The organism is Streptomyces sp. NPDC026500 (assembly GCF_055567635.1).
The window spans coordinates 125,792-137,871 of the sequence record NZ_JBVHQB010000019.1 but is presented as its reverse complement, the minus strand read 5'-3'; the positions used below and the strand labels follow the sequence as shown (position 1 = coordinate 137,871).

Annotated in this window: 9 protein-coding genes; 3 read left to right on the top strand and 6 right to left on the bottom strand. The window is 69.9% G+C overall.

Features of this window, described 5'->3' with window-relative positions; all coding sequences use genetic code 11:
* Positions 1 to 191: 191 nt before the first annotated feature.
* A complete protein-coding gene (locus tag ACZ4N5_RS30520; protein WP_467760264.1) occupies positions 192 to 1,979 on the bottom strand; it encodes a fatty acyl-AMP ligase in 1,788 nt (595 codons plus the stop codon).
* Between the two features lie 936 nt (positions 1,980 to 2,915).
* On the opposite strand from ACZ4N5_RS30520, the gene ACZ4N5_RS30515 reads away from it, so the two are divergent.
* Positions 2,916 to 3,593, top strand: coding sequence for a DUF4232 domain-containing protein (locus ACZ4N5_RS30515; protein ID WP_467760263.1), 678 nt, complete (start codon positions 2,916 to 2,918; stop codon positions 3,591 to 3,593).
* 96 nt (positions 3,594 to 3,689) lie between these two features.
* Here the strand turns inward: ACZ4N5_RS30515 and ACZ4N5_RS30510 are convergent, their stop codons facing one another.
* From ACZ4N5_RS30510 to ACZ4N5_RS30495, 4 genes are all read right to left on the bottom strand, one after another.
* A complete protein-coding gene (locus tag ACZ4N5_RS30510) occupies positions 3,690 to 5,672 on the bottom strand; it encodes an APC family permease (protein ID WP_467760262.1) in 1,983 nt (660 codons plus the stop codon).
* 320 nt (positions 5,673 to 5,992) lie between these two features.
* On the bottom strand, positions 5,993 to 6,511 hold the full coding sequence (locus ACZ4N5_RS30505; RefSeq protein WP_467760261.1) for a GntR family transcriptional regulator: 519 nt from the start codon (positions 6,509 to 6,511) through the stop codon (positions 5,993 to 5,995).
* Complete coding sequence (locus tag ACZ4N5_RS30500) at positions 6,504 to 7,298, bottom strand: hypothetical protein (protein ID WP_467760260.1); 795 nt, start codon at positions 7,296 to 7,298, stop codon at positions 6,504 to 6,506. The genes ACZ4N5_RS30505 and ACZ4N5_RS30500 overlap by 8 nt, the downstream gene beginning before the upstream one ends.
* 361 nt (positions 7,299 to 7,659) lie before the next feature.
* Positions 7,660 to 8,469, bottom strand: coding sequence for a class I SAM-dependent methyltransferase (locus tag ACZ4N5_RS30495; RefSeq protein ID WP_467760259.1), 810 nt, complete (start codon positions 8,467 to 8,469; stop codon positions 7,660 to 7,662).
* Positions 8,470 to 8,596: 127 nt separating this feature from the next.
* Here ACZ4N5_RS30495 and ACZ4N5_RS30490 point away from each other — a divergent pair, with 127 nt between their 5' ends.
* Both ACZ4N5_RS30490 and ACZ4N5_RS30485 read left to right on the top strand, forming a co-directional pair.
* On the top strand, positions 8,597 to 8,989 hold the full coding sequence (locus ACZ4N5_RS30490; RefSeq protein ID WP_467760258.1) for a hypothetical protein: 393 nt from the start codon (positions 8,597 to 8,599) through the stop codon (positions 8,987 to 8,989).
* Between the two features lie 245 nt (positions 8,990 to 9,234).
* Positions 9,235 to 10,713, top strand: coding sequence for a glutamate-cysteine ligase family protein (locus ACZ4N5_RS30485; protein WP_467760257.1), 1,479 nt, complete (start codon positions 9,235 to 9,237; stop codon positions 10,711 to 10,713).
* A 202-nt stretch (positions 10,714 to 10,915) separates the two neighbouring features.
* Here the strand turns inward: ACZ4N5_RS30485 and ltaE are convergent, their stop codons facing one another.
* Positions 10,916 to 12,052, bottom strand: coding sequence for a low-specificity L-threonine aldolase (gene ltaE / locus ACZ4N5_RS30480; RefSeq protein WP_467760256.1), 1,137 nt, complete (start codon positions 12,050 to 12,052; stop codon positions 10,916 to 10,918).
* Positions 12,053 to 12,080: the final 28 nt, after the last annotated feature.

Genomic DNA, 12,080 nt, shown 5'->3' with positions numbered 1-12,080 from the left:
CGGCAGACGGCAGACGGCAGACGGTGAATTGGGGGGCGTACGACGGATTCCGGTGGCTGGACGAGCGCGGTACGACCTCCATGGCGCCGACGCGCGGCCGACGTACCGGCGACCTGCGCCCGAGCAACAGACCTACCCGAGGCCGCCGTTGAGCCGCCGACGGCGCGCGGGCACGCCGCCGGCGGGGGAGGTCATCTCGTCGCGGGCCCGCCGACCAGGGAGAGAGTGCCGTCGAGATACGCCGCCCGGGAGGCACGGCGCTGGATCTTCCCGCTGGACGTCTTGGGGATGGTGCCGGGGTGGACGAGCACGACGTCGCGCACCGGCAGGCCGTGTGCCTCGCCGATCGCGCCGCGGATCAGATCGATGATCTTCTCGGACTCGCCCGCCGCCTCCGGAGCCGTCTCGGCGACGACGACGGGCTGCTCACCCTCCCTTCCGCCGTCCACGGAGAAGGCGGCAGTACAGCCGGGCCGCAGCGCCCAGTGGGACATCTCGGCGGACAGTTCCAGGTCCTGCGGGTAGTGGTTGCGTCCGTCGATGACCATCAGGTCCTTGAGGCGGCCGGTGACGAAGAGTTCGCCGTCCCGCAGGAACCCTAGGTCGCCTGTGCGCAGGAAACGGCCCTCGCGACCCTTGAGGGTGGCCCGGAAGGTCTGCCGGGTGGCGAGCGCGTTGCGCCAGTAGCCCTTGGCGACACTCCCGCCGGAGACCCAGATCTCGCCGACCTCGCCCTCGGGGAGCTCCTCCTGCCGTTCGGGGTCGGCGATCACCACGGTGATGCCGGGGCCGGGCCGTCCGGAGCCGACCGCTGCCGCGTCCGTCGACCTGGAGTCCGCCGACCTGGCGTCCGCCGCGCCGGCGTGCGGCCCGGTCTCGGCCCCGGCCCCGTCGGTGGCAGCGGCGGTGACTGTGGCGGTGGCCAGGGTGGGCGGGGCCTCCACCGAGCCGCCGGTGACGATCAGCGTGGCCTCGGCCAGGCCGTAGCACGGATACAGGGCCTCACGGCGGAAGCCGGCCGCGCCGAAGGTCTCGGTGAACCGGCGCAGGGTCGCGGCCCGCACCGGTTCGGCGCCGTTGAAGGCGACCTTCCACCGGCTCAGGTCGAGGCCGTCGAGAAGGTCCGGCGTGGCGTTCTTCAGGCACAGCTCGTAGGCGAAGTTGGGGCCGCCGCTGGTGTGTGGTTGGTACCGGCTGATGGCGGTCAGCCAGCGCTCGGGCCTCTGCAGGAAGTGCAGCGGGGAGAAGAGAGTGGCGGTCACGCCGAGGTAGGTCGCGTTCAGGACCGGGCCGATGAGGCCCATGTCGTGGTAGACGGGCAGCCAGCTGACGAAGAGTTCATGGCCGTACTCCTCGATCACGTCGGGAGTGTGACCCATGCGCTCCGTGATGACCCGCTCGTTGTCCAGCAGATTCCCGTGGGTCACCATCACTCCGCGCGGGGCGGAGGTGGACCCGGACGTGTACTGGAGGAAGGCGACCGAGTCGGCGGTCAGGTCGGGTTCGCGCCAGGAACCGGCCGCCTCGTCGGGGATGTCCTCGGTGGCGACGCAGGTGATCTCGGCCAGTTCGGGCAGGTGTTCCGACATGGTGGCGAGGGCCGCGATCACCTCGCGGCCGCCCAGGATCACCTTGGCGTCCGCGTCGGCGATCAGGCGCTTCATCCGGAGCAGGGCGCGGTGGTTCTGCGACCGCCCCTGCGGGGGCAGGCCGGGCACGGCGACGACCCCGGCCGAAAGGCAGCCGAGGTAACCGCAGATGAACTCGATGCCGGGCGGATACAGCAGCATGGCGCGGGAACCGGCCAGGCCGCGCTCCTGCAGCCAGGCGGCGACGGCGCGCGACCGCTCGGCGAGCCGCGCGTAGGAGATGTCCTGGATCTCTCCGTCGCAGTCACCCGTGACGAGGTACCGGTAGGCAGTCCGGTCGGGCTGTCGGGAGGCGTGCGTGGTCAGCAGATCGACCAGGGAACGAGCCATAAGAGGAGTCTCACCTGTTCGGATGAGTGAGCGAGAAGACTGGAGTTCAGAGGCCGCGTCATAGGTACGCGCAGATGCCGGGTCCGCCTGGCCCCCTTGCCAGAACGTCCTTCTCGACCAATCCGCCCGGAAAGCGGCGGCGATACACGCGCCGGCTCCCGGTGGCCCCCTACGGATTGCTACCAACGAGTAACACACTAGCAAGTCCGACCGGCCCCACAGATGTAACCCCGGGTACTAAATGCGGAATTGAGCGTTCTAACAGTCGGTCACCACACGTGAACAGGGCGAAGTCGCTGGTAAGCGGGCTGCCCCGCAGGGACATGTGTGCCGCGTCACGCGCTCCGAACAGCGTTCGGGCCACCCGGTCACTCCCCCGGCGTTCGATGCCGCCCGCATTCCGCGCGCGAGGGAGGCCGGGTCCCCGGCGTGGCCGGGTCGTGCGGCACCGCGGGCGGCCCGAGGCGGCATCCGTCGGCACCGATCCGCCCGCGTACTGCCGCCTTGAGCTGTTGCGCCGGATCCAGGACCTCACGCTCACCAAGCGGGCCGTCCCGAGATCGGGTCGGGGTCAAGGTCCGCCGGGTTACGGGTCTGTCCCAGCGGGTGGCTGCGCCGGCAGGTGCGGGAACGGTGGCGGGAACTGCCGTCCTGGCCCGTCGGAGGCGTGCCGCGGCGCGGTGTGGCGAGCCGTGTTCGGCCCCGTTTCCCGCGCCGGACGGCGGTGGAGAAGGGTGCCGGACGATGGGTTCGGGGGGCACGTTCGGGTGGGGCGTTCCTGGTCGTGCTGCGCGGTGTGTCTGACTGTGCGTGTAACAGGGATGTACTACGGGCTGGTTGGGCGGAACGCATCGCCGGGCCAGGCGGCTCTTGGTGATCAGAAGGACTCGCTCGAACCGAGCAGCCGGCACCCCAACCGAAACTGAGGAAGAAACGATGCGCGTTCACAAGCTCACCTTCGCCGCCCTGGCCGTTGCCGCGGGTCTCTCGCTCACGGCCTGCCAGAACGGCGACGACGGTACGGGACAGAGCGCACCGTCGTCCGCGCCCACTGCGTCTTCACCGGGCGACGGTTCGGGCTCGGGCAGTTCGGATCAGGGCGGCGGGAAAGACGCCACAGGAACGGGCTCAGCCGGGAAGGGCTCCGGCGGTCAGGGCACGACCGCCGGGACCGGCTCCAACGGGAACGGCAAGGTCGGCAAGTGCCGCACCGACGAGCTGGAGATCACGGCGAGGGACAACACCATCGAAGGCGACCCCGACGGTACCGTCACGGTGCAGTTCAAGAACGGTGGAGGGCGGGACTGCGCGATCTCGGGCTACGCGGGCGTCGACCTGAAGACCAGCGCGGGGTCGTTGTCCGCGAAGCGCACGGGTGAGCGGGCCAACCCGGCCGTCCTCAAGAACGGGCAGTCGACGGCCTTCGGCATCAACTACCCGATCAACAAGTCGGGCGGCTCGGGCATCCGCGTCACGGGCCTGCTGGTGACCCCGCCGGACGAGACGAAGACGGTCACCCTCGACTGGCCGGGCGCCGCCACGCTGCCCGTCACGGAAGGCACCGGCTCCCCGGTGAAGGTCGGCCCGGTGGGCAACGCCGGCCAGGGCGGCTGACCCGCACGCCCTGGCCGATCAACAGCGGGCTGACGCTCCCCGGCGTGAATGCGGAACCGGTCTGGCCGGTCCGCATCACGGAGTACGGCCCAGAGCTCAGCCGCCGACGTGGATCCCGGGGCGGCGGTCGGGGTCGCGTTCGTTGCTGCGGATGATTTCGCGGGTGACGGGAGCGGTGTCGCCGCGGCCCAGGAGGAAGTAACGGAACATGTGCCGCAAGGGACTTCCTTCGGCCCACGCGAAGTAGCAGTGCGGCTGAACCCCTGTCGCGTTGCGCAGGGCGAGCAGGATCGCCGCAATGGCGTTCGGAGCGGCCGGCGCCTCGGCACGCAGGATTCGGTATCCGTCCACCTCGACACCCCGGACGCTGAGGGTGTCACTGAAGTCGGACGGATCGACCACGTCGATTTCCAGGAACAGCACGTCGGCAGGGCCCGGCACGGGGTTGGTGCCGCGCTGCTCCCGCTCTTTGTGGGCGTACTCGGCGCTGTCGCCGGTCTCTCGTCGGTTGGCGATGATGTTGATGGCGTTGTCGTGCGCGAGGGTGTCTGTGATGAACCGGCGGGCTTCGTCGTCGAACACGATCCGGTCGGCGCGCAGTTCAGTGGTACGTGAGACGCGGGAGATCAGCGACACGGCGATGATGCCGACGATGAACATGCCCGAGATGGTGATGCCGTCGGGCTTGTCGACGATGTTGGCCATCAGCGCGTAGAACAAGACGGCGGTGAGTAGCGCGAATCCTGTACCGGCCACGCGTCGGCGACGGCGGACGGCCGAAACCGTGACGGCGAACGCTCCGGAGACCATCATTGCCAGGATGCCGGTGGCGTAGGCGCCGGCCTGTGCGTCGACATCGGCACCGAACGCGATGGTGATGATGATGCAGAGAGCGGTGTAGACGATCACGACGGGACGTACCGCGCGTCCCCATTCCGGGGCCATGCCGTAGTCGGGCAGATATCTGGGCACGATGTTGATCAGACCTGCCATCGCGGACGCCCCCGCGAACCACAGGATCAGTATGGTGCTGATGTCGTAGGCGGTGCCGAACACTTCGCCGACCTTCTCGTGCGCCAGCCAGGCCAGCGCCCGGCCGTTCGCCTGGCCGCCGGACTCGAACTCCTTGTGCGGGATGAGGACGGTGGTCACGAAACTCGCGGCCAGCAGGTAGACGCTCATGACGAGCGCGGCGGTGGTCAACAGCCGCCGGGTGTTGCGGATCCGTGCCTGCTTCTGCTCCTCGGGATCGCTGCCTTTCGCGGAGATGAGAGGCATCATGCTCACGCCCGTCTCGAAACCGGAGAGACCCAGCACCAGCAGGGGAAACGCGAGGAGTGCGGGCCCCGCCAGATCTCCGAGACCGCCTCCGCCGTCACCGAGGGCGTCCGTCCACGCCGAGAACGCGCCCGGCGTGGTGAAGACGTCCACCAGACCAACGCCGATGACCGCAGCATTGAGCGCCAGGAAGGCCACGACCAGGGGGATGGCCACCTTGACCGCTTCGCTGAACCCGAGCAGGAACACTCCACCGAGTACCACCAGCAGCGCCACGGTGAGAGCAACCTCGTGGCCGTGCAGCGCATGCGGGAAGTAGGGGTTTTCCACCACATGCACGGAGGCGTCCGCCGTCGACAACGTGATCGTGATGATCCACGAAGTGGCGACAAATCCGAGCAGGACCAGGACGAACAGCTTGCCCCGCCAGAACGGCAGCAGATCCTCCAGCATCGCCACAGACCCCGCTCCGTTGGGGCTCTCATGAGTCACCCGGCGGTACATCGGCAGCATCCCCACCAGGGTCAGCGCCACGATCAACAGCGTGGCCAAGGGCGAGACCGCTCCGGCCGCGAGGGCGGCGATCGCCGGGACGTAGGCCAGGCTGGAGAAGTAGTCGACCCCTGTCAGGCACATTACCTTCCACCAGGCGTGCTGCTCGGTGTGTCCCTCGCCTGCTGCTGGCCCGACGGGATGTACCCGGTGGCGCAGCAGCCACAGCGCGACGCGTCCGGTCGGATGGGCCCGTAGAGCGGGACTTTCCACCTCTGCCGGTATGACCGGTTCGTTCGCGACCTTCATGTCCCCCATCAGTCCTTCCAGTTCGTGCCCTCGGTGCACCCGTCCCGGTTCACGGCACGGACGGGCGAGCAACGAGTATGCGGCCCGCCGGAGGTGTCACGATCACCGGGGCGCCCTTGCCGGCCGTGGCGACGGCGCCCTTGTTCCCCGTACCCGGCTCACTACCCGCCCGCTCGGGTGGGGCCGGCGACGGTGGCGCCAGGAAAAGGTGACCTTCGCAGCGGAACCGCGGCGGCCACGAGGAGCGCTGACGCTGCGCCGGCCGGCCCGCCCCGCAGCGTGCGGCAGCGACGTGCGCCCGCCGTGATGACGCGGTCGGCCTAGCTCTGGGACGGCCGCCGTGAGTTCGTCGTGATGGCGTCGCCCTCGATGTGGTCGCTCGGGTCACCCTCGACGATGAAGACGCCTGACGTCCTGGGGCCACCTGCTCCACTGTCGGCGGCGGCCACGGAGGAGGCGGGTCCCGGGGCCAGGGCCTCGCGGACGGCGGTCAGGATGTCCTCGGTGTCGGCGCCGAGCGCTCGGGCGGCGGACGTGAAGTCCCGTACCAGGGTCGCGAGTTGGTCGGCATCGTGCGCGTGCGATTCGGCGGGGAGCGCCGCTACCCGGGTACCCGCGCCACGGCGGGTGCGGATCAGCTCGGTGGTCTCCAGCTCGCGGTAGGCGCGGGCCACGGTGCCCGGCGCCAGACCGAGGTCAGCGGCGAGCTGGCGCACCGTCGGCAGGCGCTCGCCCTCGGCCAGCCGGCCGGTGCGGATCAGTGCGGCCAGTTGGGCGCGGATCTGCTCGTACGGCGGTACCTGGCTGGTGGTGTCGACGCGGACGGCGGGGTCACTCATCGTCGAAAGTCCCGTCGCCGGCCGCCTCGTCGTCGACCGCCCGGGGTGCCACCACGGTGACCAGGGACCATCCGAAGGTGAACATGCTCAGCAGGCCCAGAGGACAGATCGCCACGATGGTGGCGGCGCCCAGCGGGCCGGCGCAGGCCTTGTCCGTGAGTGCGACGAAGACCATCAACACGACGAGCAGCACTTGGCTCGACACCAGCAGCCCCCAGGCCCCAGTGATCGCCCACGCCCGGTCGCGGCGCTGCCGGTCGTCGCCCGGGCCGTGAGCGATCCGGCGCAGGGCCCAGACGCAGACGGGGGTTCCGACCGCGAGGGCGGCGACCATCGGGCCGCTGTAGTACAGGCCGGGCCACGGCCCCAGGTCTGTGCGCATCCCTTCGCAGGTCACGGTGATGACACGCCCCGCTCTGCCTGGCCGCTCGAAGTCGGAGGAGGCCGTGACCGCACCGAGCACCAGCAGGGTGACGAGGGACGCCGCCTGCAGAAGAAGCAGGGGCGCCATACGGGGCGGCACTTGGTCTCGGACCAGGCGCGGGGCGAGACTCGCGGTGCGTACCGCTTCCTGGGGGCGCAGGGTCAGGGCGTCGCCGAGCAGTACACCGCCCACCGCGCACAAACCGAAAGCGGTGATGGCGAACACGAGGGGCATCGTGATGTCGTCGCTGTCCATCGTGACCAACTGCTGTGCGACCACGATGCCGATGGCCAGACCCGACCAGCGGGCGTAGTGATCGGCGTGGTCGAGGAGCCGGGACTGGAGCGGGACGGTGTCGAGCATACGGAGATCCCCCCAGAATCTTGTATCAAGCAGTGGGTACAAGATGCCCTGGTCGGAACCTTGTGTCAAATGCTCGATACAAGGCGATCCACAGGGAGACGGCATCTGGCACCGGCCGAAGACACCCTTGAGCTCATGGAGGCCCGGCGGACGACGGGTACCTGGTCGGTGCGGCCGGCCGGAGCAATGTCCTGCTACTTGTGGCCGGTGAGGTCACCATCAAGGCGCTGCGTCGACAGAACGGCCAGGTGTGGCGTGGCGCCGCGGGCCGGAGGGCGTCCTCCGGCGTCCCCTTTTGCGCCAAAGGGAGCTCCCTGTGCAGCAGACCTCCGTGGGCGCTGCACGGGAGCGGCAGATTGCCTTATCGACGAGCGCGGGCGAGCAACGCCGCATGCGGCAAGGTCAGCACACCGTCCTCACCAGAAAACTCGGAGCTGAACAGATCGAAGTGGCGCTTGATCTCGGCACGGAGCTGAGGGGTTTGGCTCTGCACCAGCCGCCCGCCGGCCGCGACGCCATTCGCAGGACCGCGCCACCACTCGTCGGCGGTCGCACGGTGGCCCCAGCGCAAGGTCTCGCACTCCGTCTCGCTCAGCCCTGCCGCGTTCATCAGCCCAGTCAGGCCGACCTCGTCACGGGGAAAGTCATCGTCAGGGGCCAGTCCCGCAGGCAGATCTGGTGGACGCACCGCACCCGCGGCTTCGATCGCTCGGGCGATCAAGGCCTGTCCCTGGGCCGGCGGCATCGCCCATATGGTCAGCGCGACCCTGCCGTTCGGCTTCACAACACGGCGCAACTCGGCCAGGACCACCTTGGGCCGGCCCACGTGGTTCAGCACGAAGTTGGCCACGACGGCGTCGAACTCCCCGTCAGCAAAGGGGAGTTCAGGAAGAGCGGCCACGCGCACATCCGCCTCGGGGGCGGCCTGCATCGCCAGTTCGACCATGGTCGGCTCCGCGTCCACGGCCGTCACCGTCGCTCCGCGCGCGCACGCGGCGGCAGCGACCGTCCCCGGGCCGGTCCCCACATCCAGCACCCGGGCGCCCGGCCCTACCCCGGCGGCATCGAGCAACTGCGGCACCGGATAGGCGCACAGCTTGGCAAAGCTTCCGGCATAAGCGGCACCCCGGCCCGCCCACAGCAGCCGCTCGAACTTGTCGAACGTCGTCATCGACACCACCCTTTCAGACCCCAGCAAGATCGATATCGAAGCGAGCCTAACCGGCCGTCCGCTCAGCGCGGGCCGCTCAGGAGTGGCCGAGCGACCGCACGCGGCCGAGCCGTCACTCTCCGGTGTCATGGACGCCTACGCACACGCTCTGCTGCAGTCCGTCGCCGACAGCGACACCCTCTTCCCCGAACCGCTGCGCGCGCGGGGAACCAAGGCACTGGACCGCGGGGCCCGCACCATCACCGAAATCCACCGCCTCCTGCTCGAAACGGCAGCCCGCTACGCCGACCGGATCCGGCGCTCGAACCCGCAGATGGCGCTGGACAGCGCTGCCCGTGTGGGAGGCCTGCGCCGCGGGGGTCAGACCCTCGGCGCCGTCCTCGGCGCCTGCTTCCACAACTCTCTACGTCCGGACTCCGGCATCGGCGAAACGGCCGGGCGCCAGTACGCGGACCAGCTCAGCGACATGGCGATCGCCTACCTCCTCTCCCCCGACCGCCGCCGCACCCCCCACACCTGAGCCGCTCGCGCTCCCGGACGATCTTCACCGCGCCGACGCCGCCCGATCCTCCTCTTCGTCGAGTTCTGGGGCGTCCGGGCCGCGCAGGGACCGCAGGGCGCCGCCGTTCGGCCTGGAGGTAGCTGAGGCGGATCTCAGGCCGACGGCCCCGGTCACGGCGTGGAGCCCCGTCCCGCATGGTCAGACCCGCCCGGTGGTGCGACGCTGGAGGGCAGAGGTATCCGTGGGGCAACCCGGGAGGGCCGATGGGACGCGACGTTCCGGCACTGGTCTTCACCCGCGAGGACCGGCGCCGGTACCGGATCAAGATGCAGGAATGTCTCGATGCCTTCGCACAGATGCTGCGCGAGTCACGGTTCGACACGGAGCGGCCTCAGGTGGGCCTGGAGATCGAGCTGAACCTGACCGATGCCGATGCCGAGCCGACGATGCGGAACGCCGACGTGCTCGACGCCATCGCGGATCCCGCCTGGGACACCGAGCTGGGCCGGTTCAACCTGGAGATCAACATTCCGCCCCGGCGGCTCACCGCGGGTGGCCCCGACGCCTGGGAGGAGGAGATCCGCGCGGCGCTGAACCACGCGGACGAGCGCGCCAGGACGGTCGGCGTCCATCTGATCATGATCGGCATCCTGCCCACCCTGCGGGAGTCGGACGTCGGCCCGAACGCCCTGTCGGAGAACGCCCGCTACCAGCTGATCAACGAGCAGGTCTTCGCGGCACGCGGCGAGGATCTGCTCATCGAGGTGTCCGGAGTCGACCGGCTGCGGACCTACGCGGACACCATCACGCCGGAGGCCGCGTGCACGAGCACGCAGTTCCATCTCCAGGTGTCACCGGAGGAGTTCGCCGACTACTGGAACGCGGCGCAGGCGATCGCCGGAGTCCAGGTCGCACTGGCGGCCAACTCGCCCTTCCTGTTCGGCAAGGAGCTGGCGCACGAGACCCGCATCCCGCTCTTCGAACAGGCGACGGACACCCGCCCGCAGGAGATCAAGGCGCAGGGAGTACGGCCCCGGGTCTGGTTCGGGGAGCGGTGGATCACCAGCGTCTTCGATCTCTTCGAGGAGAACCTCCGCTACTTCCCGGCGCTGCTGCCCCTGTGCGAGGACCAGGACCCCACGCAGACGCTGGACCGCGGAGACACACCGGACCTGTCCGAACTCACCCTGCACAACGGCACGATCTACCGGTGGAACCGTCCGGTCTACGCCGTCGCCCAGGGCAGACCGCACCTGAGAGTGGAGAACCGCGTGCTGCCCGCGGGTCCCACGGTCGCGGACACCCTCGCCAACGGCGCCTTCTACTACGGCCTCACCCGCGCTCTGGTGCACGAGGACCGGCCGGTGTGGTCACGGATGTCCTTCTCGGCCGCCGAGGACAACCTGCACGCCGCGGCACGCCATGGCATCGACGCCCGGCTGTACTGGCCCGGAGCGGGTGAGGTGCCGGCGCCCGAACTCGTCCTGCGCCGGCTGCTGCCGCTGGCTCACGAGGGCCTGGAGCGCTCGGGCATGGACGCGGCCTGGCGGGAACCGCTGCTCGGCATCATCGAGCAGCGGTGCGTCACCGCGCGCAACGGCGCGGTCTGGCAGAAGGAGATGCTGCACCACCTCGAAGCGTCGAACCACTGCGGCCGTCACGAGGCCCTGCGGCGCATGACACGGCAGTACATCGACTACATGCACCTCAACGCGCCGGTCCACACGTGGCCGGTGGACTGACGACAGGCCGCCACGCGCCTGCCCTCCACCACCACGCCCGCCCGGCCCGCCCGACCACGACGCCCGACCGGCTCGCCCGACCACCACGCCCGACCGGTCAGCTCACCGAGCACAACAGCCTTGCCACAGAGGGCCTACAACTGGGATCACCCGACGATGGCTGGTGCGATCACGGCGTCGGACCCGTCCTGGACAGCCCCGTTCACCGGGCTGAGCCGATCACCGTCTCTGACATGGTCTCGCGCACGATCCGGACCGCGCGTTCCGTGTCGGCGCGCGTCACGTCCAGGTGGAACACGAAGCGCAGCTGGCCCGGGTATCCCCCGCACAGCAGGCCACGGCGCGCCAGTCGGTCGCTCACCTCGTCGGTCTCCAGGCCGGGAGCGGACCTTGCGAAGACCATGTTGGTCCCGCTGGGCTCGACGGTCAGGCCCTCCACGTCCTTCAGTCCCTCGGCGAAGAGGGCGGCGTGCGCATGGTCGTCCGCGAGCCGCGTCACGTGGTGGTCGAGCGCGTGGAGTGCCGCGGCTGCCAGCACGCCGGCCTGCCGCATTCCGCCGCCCAGGACCTTGCGCCAGCGCCGTGCTTCGGCCACGAAGGCACCTGATCCCACGAGCGCCGAGCCGACCGGGGCGCCCAGGCCTTTGCTGAAGCAGACAGAGACACTGTCGAAGTGGCCGGCGATCAGCCGTGCCTGCTCGTACGGGTCGCCCCCGCCGGCTACCGCCGCGTTGAACAGCCGCGCCCCGTCGAGGTGCGTGGCGAGTCCGTGGTCGCGGGCGACCTGTGTGGCGGTCTTCAGGTAGTCCATCGACACGACCCGGCCACCGATGGTGTTTTCCAGGCAGAGCAACCGCGTGCGCGCGAAGTGCGAGTCGTCCGGTTTCACGGCCGCCGCGATGTCCAGTGGGTCCAGCGTCCCGTCCGCCCGATGCGACAGCGGCTGGGGCTGAATGCCTCCGAGTACGGCGGCGCCACCGCCCTCCCACCGGTACATGTGGGCCATCTGGCCGGCGATGTACTCGTCCCCGCGGCCACAGTGGGTCAGCAGAGCGCACAGGTTGCTCTGCGTCCCCGAGGAGACGAACAGCGCGGACTCGAATCCGAGCAGCCCGGCGATCCGCTCCTGCAGCGCGTTGACGGTGGGATCGTCACCGAAAACGTCGTCGCCCACCTCGGCCTCGGCCATCGCCCGGCGCATCGCCTCGCCGGGCCGGGTGACGGTGTCGCTGCGCAGATCGATGAGGTGGCCGGGCTCCTCGTGGGCGGCGTCGGTCACGTTCACGGAACGGGAGACATCGGCGGCATCGGTGGCACGGGCGGCATCAGTGGTCGGCACACGCACACTCTGCCACGCAGGGAACGGC